Origin of the sequence: Arthrobacter sp. AOP36-A1-22, assembly GCF_052377615.1 — a bacterium.
GTDB lineage: Bacteria > Actinomycetota > Actinomycetes > Actinomycetales > Micrococcaceae > Arthrobacter_H.
This window is the reverse complement of the sequence record NZ_JBQSWX010000005.1, coordinates 146,379-167,605: the sequence shown is the minus strand read 5'-3', so window position 1 is coordinate 167,605 and position 21,227 is coordinate 146,379. Positions and strand designations below refer to the sequence as shown.

The following is a 21,227-nucleotide window of genomic DNA, read 5'->3' as shown; positions in this document are numbered from 1 at the left end:
ATTGGCGACTTTCTAGGCTAGCGTTCAGCACGTGAAGGCCATTCGAGGTTTTACCGTCCATACCGTCCTGCCGGAGAAGATTTCCGGGCTGGAACGCCTTGCTGCGAATCTTCGGTGGTCGTGGCACCGACCCACCGCCGAGCTGTTCCGTGATCTCGACCCGCTCGGCTGGGAGGCCGTGGGGCAGAATCCGCGGGCCCTGTTGAGGCGTTTCGATCGGGCCGGACTGGCTCGCCTGGCCGACGATGCCCCGCTGGTGGCCCGGATCCGGGAGCAGGCCGGGGAACTCGAAGAGTATCTTCGGGCCCCGCGCTGGTATCAGGCCCTGGAATCCCCACCGCCGGCGGCCATCGCCTATTTCTCCCCCGAGTACGGGATCAGTGCCATGTTGCCGCAGTATTCGGGCGGCCTGGGGATCCTGGCCGGCGACCATCTCAAGGCGGCCAGCGATCTGGGGGTTCCGCTGGTGGCCGTCGGGCTGCTCTACCAGGCCGGCTATTTCAGGCAATCACTCTCCCGCGAAGCCTGGCAGCAGGAAACCTACCCGGTCCTGGAACCGGCGGGGCTGCCCCTGTCCGTCGTGCGTGAGGCCGACGGCTCCGAGGTGACGGTGACCCTGCCCTTGCCCGACGGCCGGCAGTTGCACGCCCGGATCTGGCGGGCCGATGTCGGCCGCGTGCCGTTGCTCCTGTTGGATTCGAACGTCCCGGCCAACGACGAGGCGGCCCGGGCCATCACCGACCGGCTGTACGGCGGAGGCGGGGACTACCGGTTGCAGCAGGAACTGCTCCTGGGCATGGGCGGGGTCAAGGCCCTGCGCGCCCATGCGCGTCTGACCGGGACGGCCGCCCCCGAAGTCTTCCACACCAATGAAGGCCATGCGGGATTCCTGGGCATCGAACGCCTCCGCGAACTGATGGGTGACGGCCTCGATTTCGAGACGGCCTTGGCCGCGGTGCGGGCCAGCACCCTGTTCACCACCCATACCCCGGTCCCGGCGGGGATCGACCGGTTCGAGGCCGACCGGGTCGCCCGTTTCCTGGACGCGGGCCTGGCCCCCGGGGTGCCGACGGCTTCGGTGCTGGCCCTCGGCTCAGATACGGCGTTGGGCGGTGGGCAGGACGTCTTCAACATGGCCGCCATGGGTTTGCGGTTGGCCCAACGGGCCAATGGGGTCTCGAAGTTGCATGGGCAGGTCTCCCGCGACATGTTCTCGGGTCTGTACCCCGGATTCGAGGCGGAAGAGACACCGATCGGGTCGATCACCAACGGCGTCCACGAATCCACCTGGGTCGACCCGCGGATCACCCGGCTCACCGCAGCCCGGCAGTTCACCGACGAGGAGCTGTGGGCGGTGCGCCGGGAACTGCGCGTCCAACTCATCGAGGAGGTCCGGGCCCGGCTGAAGGCCTCCTGGCTCGACCGTGGTGCCGGTGCCGCGGAGCTGGGATGGACCGATGCGGTGCTGGATCCCGACGTGCTGACCCTGGGCTTCGCCCGCCGGGTGCCGACCTATAAGCGCCTGACCCTCATGTTGCGCGATCCGGCCCGCCTGAAGGCTGCCCTGCTGCATCCGACCCGGCCCATCCAACTGGTCATCGCCGGCAAATCGCATCCGGCCGACGAGGCCGGAAAGCAGATGATCCAGGAACTCGTGCAGTTCACCGACGATCCCGAGGTCCGCCACCGGATCGTCTTTTTGCCCAACTACGACATGGCCATGGCCGGGACGCTCTTCCCCGGCTGCGATGTCTGGTTGAACAACCCGTTGCGCCCGCTCGAAGCGTGCGGCACCTCGGGGATGAAGGCCGCGCTGAACGGCGGGCTGAACCTCTCGGTCCTGGACGGCTGGTGGGACGAGATGTACGACGGCGACAACGGCTGGGCCATTCCCACGGCGCCCGAGGGCTCCGCCGCCGAGGACCGCGACGATTTCGAGGCCACCGCACTGTACGAGCTGATCGAGGCCACCGTGGCCCCGCGTTTCTACGCCCACCAGCCCGGGCAGTCCGTCGACGATGGTTCGGCCCCCGGTCACGGGCCGGTGCCGCGGAAGTGGTTGGCGATGATCCGCCATACCCTGGCGAGCCTGGGACCGCAGGTCTCGGCCGAACGCATGGTCCGGGACTATGTGGAGACCCTGTACCTGCCGGCGGCCCGTTCGGGGCGCGTTGCCGGGGCCGAGGACTTCGCCGGGGCCCGTTCGGTGGCTTCCTTCATCCGGGAGGTCACCGCCGCCTGGCCGGAGGTTGTCATCGAACACGTCGAGGCTCCGGGGCTGGGACCCGACCCCTCCCTGGGGGATGTCTTCCGGCTCGAGGCCTACCTGCGGCTCGGCGGGCTCTCTCCCGCGGCGGTGCAGGTCGAGGCCGTCCAGGGTCGAATCGACGCCGACGGCCAGCTGACCGAGTCCACGAGGCACCCCTTGGAGGTGGCCGGGGATCTGGGCCACGGCCGGTTCCGCTTCCGGGGCAGCTGGTCCCTGGAGCGCGCCGGTGAATTCGGGTACGCGGTCCGGGTGGTTCCGGGACACCCGTTGCTGGCCTCGTCCGCCGAACTGGGGCTGGTGGCCACTACGGGGTAGTGGTCCCCCGGCTCCGGGGCGCCTCACAGCGATAGATGCTGATCGTATTGGCTTCCACGGTGTCCTGGTCCCCGGCGGTGAAGACGGTGCCCTGGCGTGACCGCAGGCCCGTCCCGGTGCCGTAGCGCAGTTCGAAGGTCGTTTCGGCGGCTTCGGAGGGGCGGAAATCCTTCAGGGAGTCCGCGGCGGGAAGGCGGATCCCCTGATCGTCCAGATGCCCGTTGAACACGACCAGCCCGTCGATGCTGCCCGAGGCGGAACCCATCAGCAGTTGCACCAGCCGGGTGCCGCCGTCGGTCCACTCCTCCTGGCGCATGGGCACGCCCTCGGCGTTGAGCCACAGCAGGTAGGAGCTCTCGGCGATGGTCGGATAGACGAACGGCTGATGCTGCAGGAATTCCTTGCGGATCCGGGAGAAGGCCTTGGTGCGGCGCAGGATCTTCTCGCCGAAGTCATCCGGGTCCCAGTCCAACCAGGACAGTTCGTTGTCCTGGCAGTAGGCGTTGTTGTTGCCCCGCTGCGTCTTGCCGAACTCGTCACCCGCGGTGATCATCGGGACCCCCAGCGAGAGCAGCAGCGTACCCATGACATTCGAGGCCGTCTGCAGGCGGGCCTCGTCGATGGTTTCGTCGGCGCTCATGCCCTCGATGCCGTGGTTGTAGCTGCGGTTATCGTCGGACCCGTCCCGGTTGGATTCGCCGTTGGCCTCATTATGTTTGCGGTCGTGGCTGACCAGGTCCCGCAGTGTGAAACCGTCGTGGGCGGTGACCAGGTTGATCGACGCCAGCGGGCCCCTCCCCGAGGCGGCAAAGGTCTCCCGGGAGCCCGCCAGCACGCTGGCCAGCCGGGCGACGTTCGGCGCCTGTCCTCCGCCGTCGAGGGCCCCGCGGCCGGCGACCCAGAATTCCCTGACCGTGTCGCGGTATCCGTCGTTCCAGTCGGCGAAGTCCGCGTTGAAGCGGCCGGTCTGCCAGCCGTCGTAGCCCACATCCCACGGTTCGGCGATCAGCTTCACGCGCGAAAGTAACGGATCGGTGGACAGGGCCTCCAGGAACGGGTGGTGCGGGGTGAAACGGTTCTCCTCGTCACGGCCCAGGGTGACCGCCAGATCGAAGCGGAAACCGTCGATATGGTAGTCGGCCACCCAGTGCCGCAGCGAGGCCAGGGCCATCTCGATCACCGGCAGAGTGGAGAAGTCCAGGGTGTTCCCGCACCCGGTGGTGTCCACATAGTTGCCTGCGTCGTCGTGCCGGTAGTAGGCCAGGTTCCCCAGCCCCCGCCACGAATACGTCTTCTGGTCGGCCCCGCCTTCGGCGGTGTGGTTGTAGACGACGTCCAGGATGACTTCCAGCCCCGCCTGGTGCAGCAGCCGGATCATGCCCTTGAGCTCGTCACGGACCGCCGCCGGTCCTGCCTCACGGGCGGCGGCGCTGGCATAGTCGGGGTGCGGGGCGAAGAAGCCCAGGGTGTTGTATCCCCAGTAGTTGGGCAGCCCGAGCTCCTGGAGGTGGGGTTCGTCCAGGTGGAAGTGGATCGGCAGCAGTTCCACCGCCGTGACGCCCAGGGACAACAGGTGGTCGATGACGGAAGGGTGGGCCATCCCGGCATAGGTGCCGCGCAGTTCCTCCGGCACCTCGGGGTGCAGCATGGACTGCCCGCGCACATGGGCTTCGTAGATGACGGTGTTGCGCCAGGGAACCATCGGCGGGGCGTCCCCGCCCCAGTCGAAGTCTTCGCTGACATGGACCCCCCACAGGACCCCGTCGTCGTCCTCGGTGATGGCGCGGGCGTAGGGATCCAGCAGGAGCTGCCCGTCCTGCGGCAGCTCGGCCCCGTGGGCCCAGAAGGCATAGCTGGCGCCGGGGCGCAGGCCCTTGACCAGACCATGATGCGTCTGTCCGGTATGCCCGGTCAGCACGGTGAGGACCGGTTGCCCCGAGGGGTCCGTGTAATGGACGTCCACGGAATCCAGGTCCGGGGCGAAGACGGCGACGTTCACGGCGTCGTCCACCGTTTCGCCCCCCGGGCCCGGAACCGCCGCGGAGATCCCGGAGATCACGGCCGTGGATCCACCCGTCGGGGGGTCCAGGCGTGTGCTTCCGGCCTCGGGATTGTGCTTCATCTGCTCGTCCAGCTCAGTCGTTGCGCAGGCGCGCGATCTCGTAGAGCGTGATACCCACCGCCATGGAGGCGTTCAGCGATTCCATCGCGGATTCGATGGGGATCGAAACGATCTGGTCGCAGTTCTCCTTCACCAGACGCGACAGGCCCTTGCCCTCGGATCCGACGACGATGCACAGCGGTTCGGTGGCCAACGGCAGGCCGGTCAGGTCCACGTCCCCGTCCCCGTCGAGTCCGACGACATACACCCCGGCCTGCTTCATGGCCTTGAGCGTGTTCGTCAGGTTGGTGGCGCGGGCCACGGGGACCCGGGCCGCTGCCCCGGCGCTGGTCTTCCATGCCGAGGCGGTCAGTCCGGCGGAACGGCGTTCCGGGACGATGACCGCGTGGGCGCCGAAGGCCGAGGCCGACCGGATGATGGCCCCGAGGTTGCGCGGATCGGTGATCCCGTCCAGGGCGATGAACAGCGGGGTGTTGGCCAGATGGCCCTTGGCCACCTTCGCCAGTGTCGCCTTCACCGTTTCCAGTGCGTCCGGGTAGTCGTAGGGAGGCACCTGCAGGGCCAGGCCCTGGTGGATGGATTCGTCGGTCATCCGGTCCAGCTCGGGTTTGCCGGTTTCCATGACGGCCAGTCCCCGGTCGGCGGCCAGCTTCAGGATCTCCCGCACCCGGTCGTCCACATCGATGCGGATGGCCAGGTAGAGCGCCTTGGCCGGGATGTCGGCGCGCAGCGCCTCGAGCACCGAGTTGCGTCCGCTGACCATTTCCTCGGCGTTCCTGCTGCGGCCACCGCCGCGGCCGGCGGGGCGTTGGCGGGTCGCGCCGGGCTTGGCCGCCGCCCGCTCGGCGAGCTGGCGGCTGCGGTAGGCCTGATGGTAGGTCCGCTCCTCGGCCTTGGGCGTGGGGCCCTTGCCTTCGAGTGACTTGCGGCCGTGGCCGCCGGTGCCCACGGTGGGGCCCTTCTTCTTCTTCGGTGCGCCGCCGTGACGCTTGGGTGTTGCCATGGGATGAAATCCTCGATGTTGGTGGGGTCGGGGTCCGCGCGGTCGCAATACCCGCCAACCTTCCATTTTACAGGTGGAACGGCAGGTTTTTGACGAACCCTATTTCAGCGTCCACCGGGCCCCGTCCGCGGAGTCCTCGACCACGACGCCGGCGGCGGACAACGTATCGCGGATGGTGTCCGCCCTCGCCCAGTCCTTGGAGGCGCGGGCCTGGTCGCGTTCGGCCAGTTGGGCCCGCACCAGATCGTCCAGGACGGCATTGCCGGGGACGGCCCCGTCGCCGGCGCCGACGGCGTCGTCGAGCCCGAGCGTGGAGGTCATGGCCATGACCTGTTGCAGCGCCCGGTCGGCGGTGGACAGATCATTATCGGCCAACGCCGTGTTCCCCGCCCGGACCACCTCGTGCAGTGCGGCGAGGGCCTGCGGGACGTTGAGGTCCTCGTCCATGGCCGCGGCGAAATCGTCGGTGACCGCGAAATGCTCCAGCTCCAGGTCGAAGTCGGCCCCGGCGTCGACCGCGTAGAGACGGTGCAGCGCGTGGGAGACGAAGCTGTCGATGCGTTCCAGGGCCGCACCGGCTTCCTGCAGCGAGCTGGGCTTGTAGTCCAGCTGTGAACGGTAGTGGGCCTGGCCCAGGAAGTAGCGGACCACGCGGGCCGGAGCCTGCTCGAGCATCTCCTCGGGGGAGATGGTGTTGCCGATCGATTTCGACATCTTCTCCCCCTCGTAGGTGACCATCCCGTTGTGCATCCAGAAGTTCGCGAAACCGTCGCCGGCCGCCGTGGACTGGGCCAGTTCGTTTTCGTGGTGCGGGAAGCGCAGGTCCAGGCCGCCGCCATGGATGTCGAAGGAGGCCCCCAGGTATTTGCGGGCCATGGCCGAGCATTCCAGGTGCCAGCCGGGGCGTCCGCGACCCCACGGGCCGGGCCAGGAGGCGCTGGCCGGGTCGGTGGATTTGCTGCCTTTCCACAACGCGAAGTCGCGGGGGTCGCGTTTACCGCGCGGGTCGGCATCGGCGGCGTCCTGCAGGTCCTCGAGCCGTTGCCGGGTCAGGGCCCCGTAGTCGGGGAAGGACCTCACGTCGAAGTAGACGTCGCCGGAATCGTCGTCCGCGGGGTAGGCGTGCCCGGCGTCGATGAGGCGGGTGATGAGTTCATGCATTTCGGTCACATGGCCGGTGGCCCGCGGTTCGTAGGTGGGCCTGCGGACACCGAGTCCGTCGTAGGCCCGGGTGAAGGCCTGCTCGAACCGGTAGGCCAGGGCGAACCATTCCTCCTCGGGGAGGTAGTGGTCGTCTCCCTCGAAGTCCCCGGCGAAGGAGGCGGCTGACTTGTCGAGGATCTTGTCGTCGATGTCGGTGACGTTGCGGACCACATCGACCCGCAGGCCGCGGTATTCGAGCCAGCGCACGAGGATGTCGAAGGCGATGGCCGACCGGACGTGCCCGACATGCGGGACGCCCTGGACCGTGGCACCGCAGTAGTAGAGGCCCACCCGTCCCGGTGTCAGCGGGACGAAGTCGCGGACCTGTGCTTGCCTGGTGTCATAAAAACGGATGCTCACCGCACCAGATTAGCTGACGGGCGGGTGGACCAATGCCGTGGCGTAGACGGTCAGCCCCTCACCGGCCCCCTCGTAGCCGAGCCCGTCCGAGGTGGTGGCGGTGACGGTGATGCTGGCCCCTGCCGCCGCGGAGAGCACCGCGTTGGCCTCTTCGCGGCGTGCGGCGAATTTGGGTCGCCGGGAGACGAACTGGATGGAGACGTTGCCGATCTCCCAGCCCGCCTGACGCACCAGCCGGGCCGCTTCGGCCAGCAGTCGGGGGCCTGAGGCGCCGGCGAATTCCGGCCGGTCGGTCCCGAAATGGGTGCCCAGGTCCCCGATCCCTGCGGCGGAGAACAGGGCATCGCAGGCGGCGTGGGCCACGGCGTCGCCGTCCGAGTGGCCGCTGAGCCCGCGTTCGCCGGGCCAGTGGAGCCCGGCCAGCCGGAGTTCGCGCGTCCCGGTCTCGTCGAAGGCGTGCACATCCACACCGATGCCGGTGCGCGGGATGAGGGGGCGGGGGGTCATGGCTGCTCCTGGGAGGGGGTCGACGGGGTGCGGCTGGCCAGCAGGGCCTCGGCCAGTAGGAGGTCCAGCCCGGTGGTGATCTTGAAGGCGTCGGCGGCCCCGGGGACCACGAGCACCTCCGATCCAGTGGCTTCCATCAACCGGGCATCATCGGTGATCGCTTCGGCTTCGGCCGCGCCCAGCGTCGCGGCCCCGGCATGGGCGGCGTCCAGGGCCCTGGCGTCGAAGCCCTGGGGGGTCTGGATGGCGCGCAGCCCCGAGCGGTCGGGGGTTCCGGTGACCCGGTGGGCCCCGGGGATCCCGGCGGTTGCCGGGGCCTTCGGGTCGATCGATTTGATGGTGTCGGATACGGCGACACCGGGGACGACGGCGGTGGCCCCCGCGGCGAGGGCCGCGGCGACCCGGACGAAGACGTCGGCAGGGGTCAGGCAGCGGGCGGCGTCGTGGACCAGCACGTGGTCGACGTCGCCCAGTTCCGCCAGGCCGGCCCGGACGGAGTCGTTGCGTGAGGAGCCGCCCGTCGCCGTGGACAGCGGAATAGCCGCCTTCCGGGCGGCCTCCGCGCAGAGCTCGAGCAGCCGCTCCTCCCCCGGCGGGAGCACCACGACCATTTCGTGGGCGGTCCGGGAGGTCAGGGCGGCCCGGAGGGCGTGTTCGAGCAAGGTCGTCCCGGCCACTTCGACCAGGGCCTTGGGGATCCCGTGGCCCAGCCGGGTGCCGGAGCCGGCGGCCACGAGGATGATGCCGACACGGGGCCCGGTGGAGGTGGTTGCAGTCACGGGTCCAGCTTAGCGGCGGGCAGCAGAAAGGCCCGTCCACCCGGGTGGGTGGACGGGCCTTTCGACGTACGTGGACGGCCGTGCTGGACGGCCTTCCCTTAGGAGGCCAGCACCTCGTCGAGGACGATTTCCGCCTTCTCCTCATCGAGCTTCTTGGCCAGGGCCAATTCGCTGATCAGGATCTGGCGCGCCTTCGCGAGCATGCGCTTTTCGCCGGCCGAAAGTCCGCGGTCGTTGTCCCGGCGCCACAGGTCGCGTACGACCTCCGCCACCTTGACGACGTCCCCGGAGGCCAACTTCTCCAAGTTGGCCTTATAACGGCGGGACCAGTTCGTCGGTTCCTCCGTGAATTCGGCACGTAGGACATCAAATACGTGATCCAGGCCTTCCTGATCAACGACGTCCCTCACGCCGACCAGGTCTACATTCTCTGCCGGAACCTCGATTGTCAGATCGCCTTGCGCCACCTTGAGCTTGAGATACATCTTCTCTTCGCCCTTGATGGTGCGCATTTTGATCTCTTCGATCTTCGCCGCACCGTGGTGAGGGTAAACAACCGTCTCGCCAACCTCAAAAACCATCTGGATAAACCCCTTTCCCACCATCAAGTTTACCATGAAATACCCCTGCCCTCGGCGAGTTGCCGGTCTTCCTCGGGAAAGGGGACCATAATCAGCCCTTGTCATTTCGGGGATTGATGTTATGTGCGCGCGGTCGGCCGCGGTCCGCTTTAAAACAGGGTTGCTTCATCCGGGGTGCGGCCGAGTCATACTTTTGCTGCGATACCGATTAGGCTGGGGCCAACGCTTATTCACGCCCTGACGCGGGATCACTCGTCCGCAGGGGTGCGACAACACCAGAGATGAACCTTATAGAGGAGTTTGTGCCGTGATCACCGCACAGAAGTTCCGCGGCCGCCGAACCGCATCCGTTGCTGCCGCCGCCCTGCTGGCGGTCGGCCTGACCGGTTGTGGCGCAGTGAACCAGCAAGCCACCACGATGCACTACGCGGCCTCGGATGGCATCGTCTTCGACGTCGCCGATGTCGAGGTGCGCAACCTGCTGCTGGTCACCAACACCGCCGATGAGCCGGCCCGCGCCATCGGCAGCCTGATCAACGACACCTCCGAGCCCGCTTCGGTTGAGCTGGTGGTCGACGGTACCTCCACCAAGATCAAGGTTCCGGCGAAGACTTCGCTCAAGCTCGAGGACGACGAGAACAAGACCGTCATCCCCCAGGCCGGCGCCGAACCCGGATCCCATGTGGACGCCACCCTGAAGGTCGGCTCCAACAGCGTCCAGGAATCGATCCCCGTGGTCAACGGTGCCCTGCCCGAGTACCGCCCGTTCCTTCCGGAGGGCTACAACAAGGACACGGTCAAGCATCTGGAGCCCACCAAGCCGATTCTCGACAGCGAGTAATCCTCCACCACGGCTGGAGATGGCCGGGGCCCGTGGAAGTTCTTCCACGGGCCCCGGCCATTGCTCTCTGGTCCTGCTGCCGGGGCGCCCCGGCAGCTGCTCAGGACTCGAACTTATAGCCCAGCCCGCGCACCGTCACCAGATGCACCGGGGCCGCGGAGTCGGGTTCGATCTTTGAGCGCAGCCGTTTGACGTGCACATCGAGCGTCTTGGTGTCCCCGACGTAGTCCGAGCCCCAGACCCGGTCGATCAGCTGGCCCCGGGTGAGCACGCGCCCGGCATTGCGCAGCAGCATCTCCAAGAGCTCGAACTCCTTCAACGGGAACGACACCGCCTCGCCGTGCACGCTGACGGTATGCCGTTCCACATCCATCCGCACCGGCCCGGCCTGGATGGTGGAGGCCACCAGTTCCTCCGGTTCGCCCTGCCGGCGCAGCACGGCCCGGATCCGCGCAATCAGCTCCCGCGCCGAATAGGGTTTGGTCACGTAGTCGTCGGCGCCGATCTCCAGACCCACGACCTTGTCGATTTCCGCGTCCTTGGCCGTCAGCATGATCACCGGGACCGATGAGCGCTGGCGCAGCTGCCGGCAGACCTCGGTGCCGGATTGGCCCGGGAGCATGAGGTCCAGCAGGACCAGATCGGCCCCGTTGCGGTCGAATTCGGTGACGGCATCGAGGCCGTTGTCGACGACCTGGATCTCGAATCCCTCCTTGGTCAGCAGGTATTCCAGCGGGTCGCTGAGCGACTCCTCGTCTTCGACCACCAGGATGCGGGTCAAGTTCGGTCTCCTTCTGCAATCGCCCGGCGCGCCTCGGCGTCGCCGGTCGGATGGTCGGTGGCGGTCTCCACGCCCGGGGTCGGCCCCTGGTCGCGTGCCGCCCCGTGGGCGTCTTCGTGCCGGGGCATGCGCACCGTGAAGGTGGAGCCCTGCCCCGGGCGGGACCACAGCGTGACTTCGCCGCCGTGGTTGGAAATGACGTGCTTGACGATGCTCAGTCCCAGGCCGGTGCCGCCGGTCTGGCGCGAGCGGGCGGCATCGACGCGGTAGAAGCGCTCAAAGATGCGTTCCTGTTCCTCGGGGGCGATGCCGGGGCCCTGGTCGGTCACCGAAACCTGCACCAGCCCGTCGCGGGAGCGCACGCCCACCCCGACGTTGGTGCCCTCGGGCGAATAGCGGATGGCGTTGTCGATGAGGTTGCGGAAGGCGGTCATCAGCAGATCACGCTCCCCGAAGATCCGGTCCCGGGTCTCCCCGCCGACGGTGATCGTGATGGCCTTGCCCTCGGCGGTGAGCCGGTTGCGGTCCACGGCTTCGGCCACGATCCGGTTCACATCCACCGGTTGGCCCTGCAGGACGACGTCGGTGCCCTGCAGGCGGGACAGTTCGATGATGTCCTGCACCAGGGCCGCGAGCCGATGGGCTTCCTTATACAGCCGGGTGGAAAAGCGTTTGACCGCCACTTCGTCATCCGCGGCCCCGTCGATGGCCTCGGAGAGCAGCTGGATGGCCCCCACCGGCGTCTTCAACTCGTGGGAGACGTTGGCGACGAAGTCATTGCGGATGGCCTCGGTGCGGGTGATCTCGGTCCGGTCGTCGGCCAGCAACAGGATGTATTCCTCGCCCAGCGGAGCCACGCGCACATGCACCACGATCGTCCCCTGGCCCAGCGGGCCCAGGGGCAGTTCGAACTGGCGTTCCTCGATGACCCCGTCCGAACGCACCCTGCGGGCCAGGGCCAGCAGTTCCGCATGGACCACGGTGTGCCCGCGGACCAGCCCGTAGGCATAGGCGGCCGGATTGGCCCGGACGACCCCGTCGATGTCATCGACCACGACGAAGGCCCGTCCGACGACGGAGAGGATCTCCGCGGCGCCGTCGGGCAGTGTCGGCTCTCCGACGTCGGTCACCGCCTCGCGCTGCAGGCGGCTGTAACGGTAGGCCAACAGACCCACGACGCCCAGCGCCAGCCCCACGAGCCCGGCGATCACTATGATCAGTGCATCATCCACGATCCCACCCTAACCGGGCCGCTGTCCGGCTCCTGCCCCTCGGGACGGGCCCCGGCGCCCATTCACCGAATGTTCATGCGCGAGGGCCCGGAGGTTAACGTTGGGGTGGCAGTGTTGATGACTACAGTGCCCGTCCCCTGCCTGACCGTGGGGGAACACCATGATGAAAGGACACCCCATGCGCAAGGTCTTCCAGGCGGAACTCCTGACGATCGGTGAGGAACTGACCCAGATGGCCGGACTCGTGGCCGATGCCATGGAACGCGCCTACACGGCGTATGCCGAGGCCGATACCGAGATCGCCCAGGAGGTCATCGCCGCGGACGCCCGGGTGGACTTCATGCAGACCCAGCTCGATGAGCGGGCCATCGACGTCCTGGCCCTGCAGGGACCGGTGGCCTCGGATCTGCGCATGATCGTCGGTTCGCTGCGCATGAGCGCCTCGCTCGAGCGTATGGGCGATCTGGCCCGCCACGTCGCCCAGCTCACCCGGCTCCGTTTCCCGGTCCCCGTGGCCCCGGCCTCGGTGACCCCCGTCTTCGCGGAGATGGCCGGACTCGATGTGCAGATCGCCCGGAAGCTGATCACCCTGCTCGAAACACGGGATCTGGAGATCGCCCGGGAGATCGTGGCGCTCAACGCCCGGATCGACGACCTGCACGCCAGCGTCTTCAAGACCGTCGCCGGCCCCGAGTGGAACGAGTCGGGGCCCCGCACCGCCGATGTGACCCTGACCAGCCGCTATCTGGAACGCTACGGCGACCACGGGGTCTCCGTGGCCCGCAAGGTCAACTACCTGGTCACCGGGGAATGGGAGCCCGGGAGCGCGGCACTCTGATCCACCTCTGACACAGCCGGGGCCGGTCCGCGTCGATACGCGGGCCGGCCCCGGCTGTGTGGTCTGGATTCCTCCCGGGAACGGGCTATTTGCGTCCCTGGTTGGCAACGGCCTGGATGGCGTCGGCCGCCGCGTCCGCGTCGAGGTAGCGTCCGCCGGGGGTGACGGGGGTGAAGTCCTCGTCCAGTTCGTAGACCAGCGGGATGCCCGTGGGGATGTTCAGCGAGGCGATGTCCTCGTCCGAAATGCCGTCGAGATGCTTGACCATGGCCCGCAACGAGTTGCCGTGCGCGGTGACCAGGACCGTTTTGCCGGCCTCCAGATCGGGGCGGATGGCACTGTTCCAGTAGGGCAGCATCCGCTCGAGCACGTCCTTGAGGCATTCGGTGCGCGGCGCGTCATCGCCCAGGTCCGCGTAGCGGCGGTCCCCGATCTGGGAGAACTCGGAGTCGTCGTCCAGCGGCGGCGGCGGGGTGTCATAGGAGCGACGCCATTCCATGAACTGCTCCTCTCCGAACTCGGCCAGGGTCTGGGCCTTGTCCTTGCCCTGCAGGGCCCCGTAGTGGCGCTCGTTCAGCCGCCAGTCACGCCGGACCGGGATCCATGAGAGATCCGCGGCTTCCAGGGCGAGGTTGGCCGTGATGGTCGCGCGTTTGAGCAGCGAGGTGTGCAGCACGTCGGGGACGAGGCCGGCCTCGGTGAGCAACTCACCGCCGCGGATGGCCTCCGCGCGTCCCTTCTCGGTCAGCGGCACGTCGTACCAGCCGGTGAAGAGGTTCTTTTCGTTCCATTCGCTCTGCCCGTGGCGGAGCAGGATCAGGGTGTGCGTCATGACTTCATCCTATCGGGCGTGAAGTCGGTTACTTTCACCGGCTTCTGGTCATGACGGGGCCCGGGGCGGGTCTATATTTTTTTCGTGGTGCAAAAGTCTCGAAGACTCGGCGGCCGGCATCAGGCCGGACGCCCTGTGGGCAACCCCACCCGCGGGACGACGAATCCGAACAGGATGCGTCGGGTGGACCGCTGGATGACCGGCACGCAGAACTTCCGGCTCCGCCCCGATGTCACCGGCGCACCCCCGATCTGCGTGGATCTGGGCTACGGGGCCTCCCCGCGCACCGCCGTCGAATATTTTCAACGTCTGCGTGCGGTGAACCCCCTGGTCTGCGTCGTCGGACTGGAAATCGATCCCGGCCGGGTGCTGGCGGCGAAGCTGTTGGAGGTCGAGGGGCTTTCCTTCGCCGTCGGTGGTTTCGAGATCCCCACGGACCGCAACCCCCTGCTCATCCGGGCCTTCAATGTCCTGCGTCAATACACCGAGGACGATGTGGCGGCCATCTGGTCTTCGCTGGCCGCCCGGCTGGATCCTGCGGGGCTGCTCATCGAGGGGACCTGCGACGAGATCGGTCGGGTGAGCACCTGGGTGGGCATCTCCCCCGAGGGTCCGCTGACCTTGAGCATCTCGATTCGTTTCGGTGCCGTCCAACGCCCCAGCGAGGTGGCCGAACGCCTGCCGAAGGCGCTGATCCACCGCAACCATCCCGGCGAGCGGGTCCACGATTTCCTGGCCGCGGCCGATGCCGCCTGGCTGGCTACGGCGCCTTGGTCCACGTTCGGGCAGCGGCAACGCTGGATGGCCATGTGCCGGGCCCTGCGGGCGGCGGGCTGGCCGGTCCGTGATGGCCCCTCACGGTGGCGATTGGGCGAATTGACCGTGGACTGGGCGTGTGTGGCCCCGCGGACGGGGTCGTTGGCGCTCCAGGAGCCGGGGCTCTAGTAGTTGTAGTATCCCGGGGCGCCCCTGCCGCCCACGGCAGGCCGCACGTCGGCGAGGTAGACGCAGCTGATACAGGCGGCGATCAATTGCAGGAAACCGGCGCCACCGGGGCCGAGGAAGCTGAAGACGCAGACCACGGCGGCCACGCCGGTCATGCCCATCCAGAAGCCCTTGGTGCGCTTGTTTTCGCGTTCGTAGTTCTGCGCCGGGTGGCGCAGGGCATCGATGAAGGCCCACAGCCCCAGGACCAGGGCCACCAGGCTCAGGGCCTTGAAGAGATAGATCTCGAACAACAATGCGGTTTCCACGTCTGCCAGTCTAGGGGAACCGCAGCCGATCCGTCTTTAGCGCGTGCTCTCCAGCGCGGCGCTCAGATCGTTCCACAAGTCCTCGACGTTCTCGATGCCCGCGCTGAGCCGGATCAGGTTCGCCGGCACGGTATCCGGCTCCCCCGGGTGGCGCCGCCGGCGTTCGGCCAGGGACTCGACCCCGCCCAGGCTCGTGGCCGGGGTCCACAACCGCAGGGCGGCCAGGACCGCCTCGGCGGCCGCTTCTCCCCCGGCGACGGTGAGGCACAGGATCGAGCCGAATCCCTCCATCTGGGCCGCGGCCCGGGTGTGCCCGGGGTCCGCTTCCAACCCGGGGTAGCGCACGGCCTCCACCGCCGGATGGGCGTCGAGGCGGCGGGCCAGCTCCCCGGCGTTGGCCTGGGCGCGTTCGACCCGCAGAGCCATGGTCCGCAAGCCGCGCAGGGTCAGCCAGGTTTCGAAGGGTCCCGGGACCGCCCCGTGCAGCGAACGGTAGGCATGGAGCGTGCTGCGCAGCTCGGCATTGCCGGTGATGACGGCCCCGAGGACGACGTCGGAATGCCCGCCCATGTACTTGGTCGCCGAATGCACCACGACGTCGGCGCCGAGCTCCAGCGGACGCTGCAACAACGGCGTGGAGAAGGTGTTGTCCACGACGCAGAGCACCGAGGCGGCGCGGGCCCCGGCAGCCAGTGCGGCGACGTCGGCGACCTCGAGCATCGGGTTGGTCGGGCTTTCGAGCCAGAGCATGTCGGCGCCCTCGAGCAGGGCCAGGGTGGCTTCGGTGTCCTCGACATCGGCCAACCGGACCTGCAGTCCGATGCGGGCCTGCAGATCGGCCACCAATGACAGCGACCCGTTGTAGCTGTGCCGGGGGATGACGATGGTGCCGTTGCGGGGCAGCAGCGACATGGCCGAGGCGACGGCGGCCATGCCGGAGGCGTAGACCAGCCCGGGCAGCGGGCAGGATTCCAGTTGGGCCAGGGCCTCTTCCAGCGGGTCCCAGGTGGGGTTGGAGAACCGCGCGTACGTCCGCTCCCCCTGGCCCGGGGTCCCGGTGCCCACGAAGGTGGAGGAGAGCACGATCGGTGGATTCACCGGCGCATCGGGTTCGCGCGGGGGCCGTCCTGCGGCGACGACGACGGTATCCGGGGCAAGATCCTGCGGGTGTGAAGTGGGCATGTCAGCATCGTAGACCGCCGGATCGGGCCCCTTCGAAGTCGCGACCGCGTATTACCGGCCCGGGCCGATAGGCTGAACGGGTGAATGAAATGCAGCGCGCGCCCGGAGCCCTGTTCGTCGTCCTCGAAGGCGGCGATGGTGCCGGCAAATCCACCCAGGCCGCCCTGCTGGCCCGCAGGCTCCAGGACGGCGGCCGCGAAGTCGTCCGTACCCGTGAGCCGGGAGGCACCGTCATCGGCGAGGAACTGCGTTCCCTCGTGCTCGAACACGACCGCGGCGAGGTCGATGCCCGCACCGAGGCCCTGATGTTCGCCGCCGCCCGCGCCGCCCATGTCCAGCAGCTCATCCTTCCTGCCCTGGGGCGCGGGGCCACGATCATTTGCGATCGCTTCATCGACTCATCGGTCGCCTATCAGGGGGTCGGACGCGGGTTGGGGGCCGGCGAGGTGCTGCGGCTGAACCGTTGGGCCACCGACGGGCTCCGCCCGGATCTGACCATCCTGCTCGACGTCGATCCGTTGGCCGGCCGGCAACGCCGCACGCAGGGCCACGGGGCCGAGGACCGGCTCGAATCCGAGCCCGACGACTTCCATGCCCGAATCCGTCGAGCCTTCCTGGAGCGGGCCCGGAACGACGACGGCGCCTACGTGGTCCTCGATGCCTCCTTGGAGGTCGAGGACCTGGCCGCCCGCATCGCCACGGCCGTGGACACCGCGATCCAGGCTGCCGGGGCCTCGTCGTGAGCGCCCCCGCCGAACTGACCGGGGTCTGGGCCGACCTGCCGGGACAGGATGCGGCCATCGGCGCCCTGCAGCGGGCCGCGGCCCTGGGCGCCCCCTCCCATGCGTGGCTGTTCACGGGCCCTCCGGGGTCGGGTCGTTCGAATGCCGCCCGGGCCTTTGCCGCTGCCCTGCAATGCGATGCCCCCGATCCGCACGACCGGGGGTGCGGGCAGTGCCACGCCTGCCGCACCGTCATGGCGGGCACCCACCCCGACGTCTCGCTGATCGCCACGGAGAAGGTCAACTACCAGATCGTGGATGTCCGCGAGCTGATCACCCGGGCCCAGGACCGGCCCTCGGCGGGTAAATGGCGGGTCATCATCGTCGAGGACGCCGACCGGATGACCGAACGGACCACCAACGTCCTGCTCAAGTCCATCGAGGAGCCCCCACCGCAGACCGTGTGGATCCTGTGCGCCCCGAGCCCGGCCGACGTGCTGGTGACCATCCGTTCACGCTGCCGACCCATCTCCCTCGGCGTCCCCTCCCGCCAGGCGGTGGCCGAACTGCTGGTCCGCCGCGACGGACTCTCTGCCCACGACGCCGATTTCGCGGCCCGGGTGTCCCAAAGCCATATCGGCATCGCCCGCCGGCTCGCCCGCGATGACGGCGCACGACGGCGCCGCGATCAGACCGTCCGCATGCCCCTGCGGTTGAATTCGGTTTCCGATGCGGTGGTCGCCGCCGGGGAGTTGGTGAAGCTCTCCACCGAGGAGTCCACCGCCTCGGCGGAGGCCCGGGCCCTCGCGGACACCGCCGCCCTGCGCGAAACCCTGGGCCTGGAGGCCGACTCCCCCGTCCCCCCGCAGCTCCGTAGCCAATTCAAGGCCCTCGAAGAGCTCAATAAGCGTCGGGCCAAACGGGGGGTCAACGACTCCCTGGACCGCGCGCTGATCGACCTGACCACCGTCTACCGCGATGTGCTGACCCTGCAGCTGGCCAGCGGGAGCGAACTGGTCAATGACTACCTGTCCCGCGAACTCACGGCGGTGGCCCACCGCACCACCGCCGAAGAAACACTGGCGCGCATCGACTACATCTCCGAGGCCCGCCGTCGCATCACCGCCAACGTCCAACCGCTGCTGGCCATGGAGGCCATGATGGCCGGGCTGCTGCCGGCCAGGAACCAAGGAGACACCACCGCATGATTCCCACCCGACGACGGCTGCGCTGGGCGGCCGCTGCGGCCGCCTCGTTGTTGCTCCTGACCGCCTGCAGCAGCCAACCCGCCGACGACGCCGCGCAGCAGTCCGAGGCGGCCATGCCTTCGGCTCCGGCGGACCTGGGGAAGTACTACTCCCAGGACGTGGACTGGACGAGTTGTTCAACACAGTTCGAATGCGCCGAGGTGGAAGTGCCCCTGGACTACGAGCAGCCGGATCAGAAGTCCATCGACCTCTCCGTCATCAAGCTCAAGGCCAGCGGGAAGAAGCAGGGGACCCTGCTGGTGAACCCCGGCGGCCCCGGCGGCTCCGGGGTGGATCTGGTCGAGGATGCCGGGACGTTGATCTTCTCCGCGGATCTGCGCTCCGGCTACGACCTGGTGGGCTTCGACCCCCGCGGGGTCAGCCGGTCGGCGCCGGTGAGCTGCCGGACCGATGCCCAGCGCGATGCCGATCGCACCCTGGAGATCGACCCCGACACCAAGGCCGGGTTGAAGGAGCTCGAGGAGGAAAGCAAGGAGTACGCCCGGGATTGTGCCGAACGCTCCGGTGCGTCCTTGGGCCATGTCGACACGATCAGCTCCGCGAAGGACCTGGACATCCTGCGGGCCATCAGCGATGCCCCGAAGTTGGACTACCTGGGCTTCTCCTACGGAACGAAGCTCGGTGCCACCTACGCCGATCTCTTCCCCTCCCACGTCGGGCACATGGTCCTGGATGGGGCGATGGACCCTTCGCTGACCAACGAGGAAGTCACCCTGGGCCAGGCTGAAGCCTTCGAGAAGGCGATCACCAGCTACCTCGAGGAGTGCCTCCGCACGCAGGACTGCCCCTTCGACGGGGATGTCGACCAGGCCCGCGACCAGCTCCGGGACCTCTTCGATTCCGTCGAGGAGTATCCGTTGACCGCCGAGGACGGGCGGGAGGTCGGCATCAACGACTTCGTCAGCGGCTTCCTGGTGGCCTTCTACGAGGACGCGTACTGGCCGCAACTGACCGACGCGCTGAACTCCGCGGTGGCGGGGAACCCCACCGCGATGCTCGAGTTGGCGGATATGAGTGCCAGCCGCAACGAGGACGGCTCCTACACCGGCAATGCCGAAGCCGCATTCACCGCGATCAACTGCCTGGACTACCAGGTGGACACGAGCATCGACGGACAGCGCCAGGACGAGAAGGACCTCATCGAGGCCTCCCCGACGATCGGCAAATACCTGGCCTTCGGCGGTTTGGCCTGCAAGGACTGGAAGTTCGAACCCACCGGGGAGGCCGCCCCGGTCTCGGCGCCCGACGCCGCCCCGATCGTCGTCATCGGCACCACCGGCGACCCGGCCACCCCCTACCAGTGGTCCAAGGCGCTGAACCAGCAACTCGACTCCTCCGTGCTGGTGACCTTCGCTGGCCGCGGGCACACCGCCTACGGTCGCAGCAACGAGTGCATCGGCGACGCCGTCGACGACTATTTCCTGGACTCCACCGTCCCCGAGGATGGTTTGAAGTGCTGACGAAGAGGCCGGCGGCAGCGCCCGTTTTGACCGCTGGCGAAATGCTCCTATAAACTATCGGCTGGTGGCCCTCCAGGCCACCGTGCCTCCTTAGCTCAGTCGGTAGAGCGTTTCACTCGTAATGAAAAGGTCGCCAGTTCGATTCTGGCAGGGGGCTCCACCACGAAGAACGCCATATGCCTTGACCACCCAAGGAAATGGCGTTTTTTCATGCGCTGGTTGACCGCGCGAACCTCCCGGGCCCTGATCGATGGGCCCACCCGGGCCTGCTTCTACCGAAAGTTGCTGCCGGGGCCTGGCCCGCCGAATGTTTCCCATTCGGGCTCCTGCTCGTTCCGGCGCGTGGTGCGGATCGCCAGAACGATGCTGAGCAGCACGGAAATACCGATGGAAACGAGCAGACGGTGTGCCGTCGACAGATCCGTGTAGACGTCCACAATGATGTTGGATCCCACCGCGGTCAACGCGACCATGATTCCGTTTCGAGTCGCCTTCATGCACCCCAGCATGGCAGGGAAACGCCCTGACCTGGGCAGTTACCCCGAATCACTCCACATCATGGATCCCTACGGAGCATCCCGTGACAGTGTTCACGCCCCCGGCACGGGCGGTGAGGGTGGGCGCCGAGCACTCGCAGGCGTCCCTAGTTCATGGGCCGGTAGGTGGTGTCGTCTTCGTGGAGTTCGAAGATTTTCGGCGCCCCCTCCTCCCCGGCCACGGCCTCCATGAACATCCGGCCCAGGTTGCCCGTGAGCGAGACGATGTACTGCCGGTCCCGCCCCAGATGGTCGAACACGGTGCTCATCATGTCCTTGGCGATACCGTGCTTGCGGTATTCGGGGGCGACGATGAAGTCGCCCAGATAGGTCAGCCGGGAATCCTCTTCCCAACTCCGGTAGGCGGCTTCCCCGACGTTCGTGCCGTCTTCGGTGAAGGCTGCCAACCAGCCCGATGATTCTGTTGGTGGGTCGCCGACCCAGCGGATGCTAATCGTCGTCATCCCTACATCTTGGCAGGTTGTGGCTCCTCCGCAATACCGTAGACTTCGAGATTTCTTCCGGAAACCTCCATCCGGGCCGGCCGCGGGAAGCACGGTCTTCCAGTTCGGCCCCCCGATACGGTGCGTCCGGCACGGGCCAGTGGCAGCTCTGCGATCGGTTGGTCCTGCCCACTGGGTTCAGCGGGGCACCGCGGCCCTGGGGGGTTGTTCATTGGCCGGTATCGACGCCCCTGGCATCGAAGGCTGTGAGTTGAAACACCTTTCAAAAAATCGATTGGCTTTGAGGCCGATGTTGGCCTAATATGTCGCTTCCTACCACACGAAATACCAGGAGTACCGCATGGCTGTCGACTACGACGAAGTCCGCCCCGATGTCGCTGAACGAAGCGAAGAAACCCTCAAGCAGGTCAAGGCGATGGACGCGCCGAACCAGAAGACTGCCGTCCAGCAATTGGACGAGGACGAGCCGCTTGATGGCGGTGAACTGCCCGGAGCCATCATTGATGACGAGTTGGTCGTCCAGGTCCGGCCGCAGGGCCAGGACGAGTTCACGTGCGGCGAGTGCTTCCTGGTGCGCTACCGCTCGCAGCTGTCCCGCGAAAAGAACGGCGTGAAGATCTGCCGCGAATGCGACGGCTGATCAGCCCCGACCCATCGTCGCCTTGCACAGGAAAGGCCC

21 protein-coding genes and 1 tRNA gene are annotated in these 21,227 nt (G+C 67.7%); 9 read left to right on the top strand and 13 right to left on the bottom strand.

What is annotated here, in order from left to right; genetic code table 11:
- Nucleotides 1-31 precede the first annotated feature (31 nt).
- Entirely contained in the window at nt 32-2,584 is a 2,553-nt protein-coding gene (gene glgP / locus ACT3S2_RS05130) for an alpha-glucan family phosphorylase (RefSeq protein ID WP_444554140.1), read from the top strand.
- Here the strand turns inward: glgP and glgX are convergent.
- The 6 genes from glgX to ACT3S2_RS05100 all read right to left on the bottom strand — a co-directional run bounded on the left by glgX (nt 2,574) and on the right by ACT3S2_RS05100 (nt 9,139).
- The gene (glgX, locus tag ACT3S2_RS05125; RefSeq protein ID WP_444554141.1) at nt 2,574-4,706 is read right to left on the bottom strand and encodes a glycogen debranching protein GlgX; all 2,133 of its coding nucleotides are present in this window, start codon (nt 4,704-4,706) and stop codon (nt 2,574-2,576) included. The genes glgP and glgX overlap by 11 nt on opposite strands.
- 13 nt (nt 4,707-4,719) lie before the next feature.
- Nucleotides 4,720-5,709, bottom strand: coding sequence for a 23S rRNA (guanosine(2251)-2'-O)-methyltransferase RlmB (gene rlmB / locus ACT3S2_RS05120; protein ID WP_444554142.1), 990 nt, complete (start codon nt 5,707-5,709; stop codon nt 4,720-4,722).
- A gap of 99 nt (nt 5,710-5,808) precedes the next feature.
- Nucleotides 5,809-7,272, bottom strand: a complete 1,464-nt coding sequence (gene cysS, locus ACT3S2_RS05115; RefSeq protein WP_444554143.1) for a cysteine--tRNA ligase — start codon at nt 7,270-7,272, stop codon at nt 5,809-5,811.
- A gap of 9 nt (nt 7,273-7,281) precedes the next feature.
- On the bottom strand, nt 7,282-7,779 hold the full coding sequence (gene ispF, locus ACT3S2_RS05110; RefSeq protein WP_444554144.1) for a 2-C-methyl-D-erythritol 2,4-cyclodiphosphate synthase: 498 nt from the start codon (nt 7,777-7,779) through the stop codon (nt 7,282-7,284).
- Nucleotides 7,776-8,558 (bottom strand): 2-C-methyl-D-erythritol 4-phosphate cytidylyltransferase, encoded by a 783-nt coding sequence (ispD, locus tag ACT3S2_RS05105; protein ID WP_444554145.1) that lies wholly within the window; start codon nt 8,556-8,558, stop codon nt 7,776-7,778. The genes ispF and ispD overlap by 4 nt, the downstream gene beginning before the upstream one ends.
- Before the next feature lie 98 nt (nt 8,559-8,656).
- Nucleotides 8,657-9,139, bottom strand: coding sequence for a CarD family transcriptional regulator (locus ACT3S2_RS05100; RefSeq protein ID WP_086995109.1), 483 nt, complete (start codon nt 9,137-9,139; stop codon nt 8,657-8,659).
- 307 nt (nt 9,140-9,446) lie between these two features.
- Between ACT3S2_RS05100 and ACT3S2_RS05095 the strand changes: the two genes are divergently transcribed.
- Nucleotides 9,447-9,980 (top strand): hypothetical protein, encoded by a 534-nt coding sequence (locus ACT3S2_RS05095; RefSeq protein ID WP_444554146.1) that lies wholly within the window; start codon nt 9,447-9,449, stop codon nt 9,978-9,980.
- A gap of 100 nt (nt 9,981-10,080) precedes the next feature.
- On the opposite strand, the gene ACT3S2_RS05090 is transcribed toward ACT3S2_RS05095, so the two are convergent.
- Together ACT3S2_RS05090 and ACT3S2_RS05085 are read right to left on the bottom strand one after the other, a co-directional pair.
- Nucleotides 10,081-10,761, bottom strand: coding sequence for a response regulator (locus ACT3S2_RS05090; RefSeq protein WP_444554147.1), 681 nt, complete (start codon nt 10,759-10,761; stop codon nt 10,081-10,083).
- Nucleotides 10,758-11,993, bottom strand: coding sequence for a sensor histidine kinase (locus tag ACT3S2_RS05085; RefSeq protein ID WP_444554148.1), 1,236 nt, complete (start codon nt 11,991-11,993; stop codon nt 10,758-10,760). Before ACT3S2_RS05085 ends, ACT3S2_RS05090 begins: the two co-directional genes overlap by 4 nt.
- Before the next feature lie 178 nt (nt 11,994-12,171).
- Between ACT3S2_RS05085 and phoU the strand changes: the two genes are divergently transcribed.
- Nucleotides 12,172-12,831 (top strand): phosphate signaling complex protein PhoU, encoded by a 660-nt coding sequence (gene phoU, locus ACT3S2_RS05080; RefSeq protein WP_444554149.1) that lies wholly within the window; start codon nt 12,172-12,174, stop codon nt 12,829-12,831.
- 85 nt (nt 12,832-12,916) lie between these two features.
- Here the strand turns inward: phoU and ACT3S2_RS05075 are convergent, their stop codons facing one another.
- Nucleotides 12,917-13,663 carry a phosphoglyceromutase gene (locus tag ACT3S2_RS05075; protein WP_444554150.1) on the bottom strand — a complete coding sequence of 249 codons (747 nt, stop codon included), beginning with the start codon at nt 13,661-13,663 and terminating at the stop codon, nt 12,917-12,919.
- Between the two features lie 195 nt (nt 13,664-13,858).
- On the opposite strand from ACT3S2_RS05075, the gene ACT3S2_RS05070 reads away from it, so the two are divergent.
- Nucleotides 13,859-14,608 carry a class I SAM-dependent methyltransferase gene (locus tag ACT3S2_RS05070; protein ID WP_444554151.1) on the top strand — a complete coding sequence of 250 codons (750 nt, stop codon included), beginning with the start codon at nt 13,859-13,861 and terminating at the stop codon, nt 14,606-14,608.
- Here the strand turns inward: ACT3S2_RS05070 and ACT3S2_RS05065 are convergent.
- Together ACT3S2_RS05065 and ACT3S2_RS05060 are read right to left on the bottom strand one after the other, a co-directional pair.
- A complete protein-coding gene (locus tag ACT3S2_RS05065) occupies nt 14,605-14,916 on the bottom strand; it encodes a DUF2516 family protein (RefSeq protein ID WP_444554152.1) in 312 nt (103 codons plus the stop codon). The two genes, ACT3S2_RS05070 and ACT3S2_RS05065, sit on opposite strands and share 4 nt — an antisense overlap.
- 36 nt (nt 14,917-14,952) lie before the next feature.
- Nucleotides 14,953-16,098 (bottom strand): trans-sulfuration enzyme family protein, encoded by a 1,146-nt coding sequence (locus tag ACT3S2_RS05060; protein WP_444554153.1) that lies wholly within the window; start codon nt 16,096-16,098, stop codon nt 14,953-14,955.
- Nucleotides 16,099-16,187: 89 nt separating this feature from the next.
- Between ACT3S2_RS05060 and tmk the strand changes: the two genes are divergently transcribed.
- The 4 genes from tmk to ACT3S2_RS05040 all read left to right on the top strand — a co-directional run bounded on the left by tmk (nt 16,188) and on the right by ACT3S2_RS05040 (nt 19,708).
- Complete coding sequence (gene tmk, locus ACT3S2_RS05055; RefSeq protein WP_444554214.1) at nt 16,188-16,841, top strand: dTMP kinase; 654 nt, start codon at nt 16,188-16,190, stop codon at nt 16,839-16,841.
- Entirely contained in the window at nt 16,838-18,028 is a 1,191-nt protein-coding gene (locus ACT3S2_RS05050) for a DNA polymerase III subunit delta' (RefSeq protein WP_444554154.1), read from the top strand. Before tmk ends, ACT3S2_RS05050 begins: the two co-directional genes overlap by 4 nt.
- Nucleotides 18,025-19,548, top strand: a complete 1,524-nt coding sequence (locus ACT3S2_RS05045) for an alpha/beta hydrolase (RefSeq protein WP_444561354.1) — start codon at nt 18,025-18,027, stop codon at nt 19,546-19,548. Before ACT3S2_RS05050 ends, ACT3S2_RS05045 begins: the two co-directional genes overlap by 4 nt.
- An 84-nt stretch (nt 19,549-19,632) precedes the next feature.
- Nucleotides 19,633-19,708, top strand: a tRNA-Thr gene (locus ACT3S2_RS05040).
- Between the two features lie 112 nt (nt 19,709-19,820).
- Here ACT3S2_RS05040 and ACT3S2_RS05035 read toward each other — a convergent pair.
- Nucleotides 19,821-20,045 carry a hypothetical protein gene (locus ACT3S2_RS05035; RefSeq protein WP_444561353.1) on the bottom strand — a complete coding sequence of 75 codons (225 nt, stop codon included), beginning with the start codon at nt 20,043-20,045 and terminating at the stop codon, nt 19,821-19,823.
- A 146-nt stretch (nt 20,046-20,191) separates the two neighbouring features.
- On the bottom strand, nt 20,192-20,548 hold the full coding sequence (locus ACT3S2_RS05030) for a GNAT family N-acetyltransferase (RefSeq protein ID WP_444554157.1): 357 nt from the start codon (nt 20,546-20,548) through the stop codon (nt 20,192-20,194).
- Between the two features lie 340 nt (nt 20,549-20,888).
- On the opposite strand from ACT3S2_RS05030, the gene ACT3S2_RS05025 reads away from it, so the two are divergent.
- Nucleotides 20,889-21,188 (top strand): DUF4193 family protein, encoded by a 300-nt coding sequence (locus ACT3S2_RS05025; protein ID WP_444554158.1) that lies wholly within the window; start codon nt 20,889-20,891, stop codon nt 21,186-21,188.
- Nucleotides 21,189-21,227: the final 39 nt, after the last annotated feature.

Excerpts from the sequence above, each read along its gene's own strand:
- ACT3S2_RS05100 (WP_086995109.1), bottom strand. The coding sequence starts at position 9,139 with ATGGTTTTTGAGGTTGGCGAGACGGTTGTTTACCCTCACCACGGTGCG.
- ACT3S2_RS05060 (WP_444554153.1), bottom strand. The coding sequence starts at position 16,098 with ATGCCCACTTCACACCCGCAGGATCTTGCCCCGGATACCGTCGTCGTC.
- ACT3S2_RS05025 (WP_444554158.1), top strand. The coding sequence starts at position 20,889 with ATGGCTGTCGACTACGACGAAGTCCGCCCCGATGTCGCTGAACGAAGC.
- tmk (WP_444554214.1), top strand. The coding sequence starts at position 16,188 with ATGCAGCGCGCGCCCGGAGCCCTGTTCGTCGTCCTCGAAGGCGGCGAT.
- rlmB (WP_444554142.1), bottom strand. The coding sequence starts at position 5,709 with ATGGCAACACCCAAGCGTCACGGCGGCGCACCGAAGAAGAAGAAGGGC.
- ACT3S2_RS05030 (WP_444554157.1), bottom strand. The coding sequence starts at position 20,548 with ATGACGACGATTAGCATCCGCTGGGTCGGCGACCCACCAACAGAATCA.
- phoU (WP_444554149.1), top strand. The coding sequence starts at position 12,172 with ATGCGCAAGGTCTTCCAGGCGGAACTCCTGACGATCGGTGAGGAACTG.
- ACT3S2_RS05070 (WP_444554151.1), top strand. The coding sequence starts at position 13,859 with ATGACCGGCACGCAGAACTTCCGGCTCCGCCCCGATGTCACCGGCGCA.
- glgX (WP_444554141.1), bottom strand. The coding sequence starts at position 4,706 with ATGAAGCACAATCCCGAGGCCGGAAGCACACGCCTGGACCCCCCGACG.
- ACT3S2_RS05045 (WP_444561354.1), top strand. The coding sequence starts at position 18,025 with ATGATTCCCACCCGACGACGGCTGCGCTGGGCGGCCGCTGCGGCCGCC.
- ACT3S2_RS05035 (WP_444561353.1), bottom strand. The coding sequence starts at position 20,045 with ATGAAGGCGACTCGAAACGGAATCATGGTCGCGTTGACCGCGGTGGGA.
- ACT3S2_RS05075 (WP_444554150.1), bottom strand. The coding sequence starts at position 13,663 with ATGACGCACACCCTGATCCTGCTCCGCCACGGGCAGAGCGAATGGAAC.
- ispF (WP_444554144.1), bottom strand. The coding sequence starts at position 7,779 with ATGACCCCCCGCCCCCTCATCCCGCGCACCGGCATCGGTGTGGATGTG.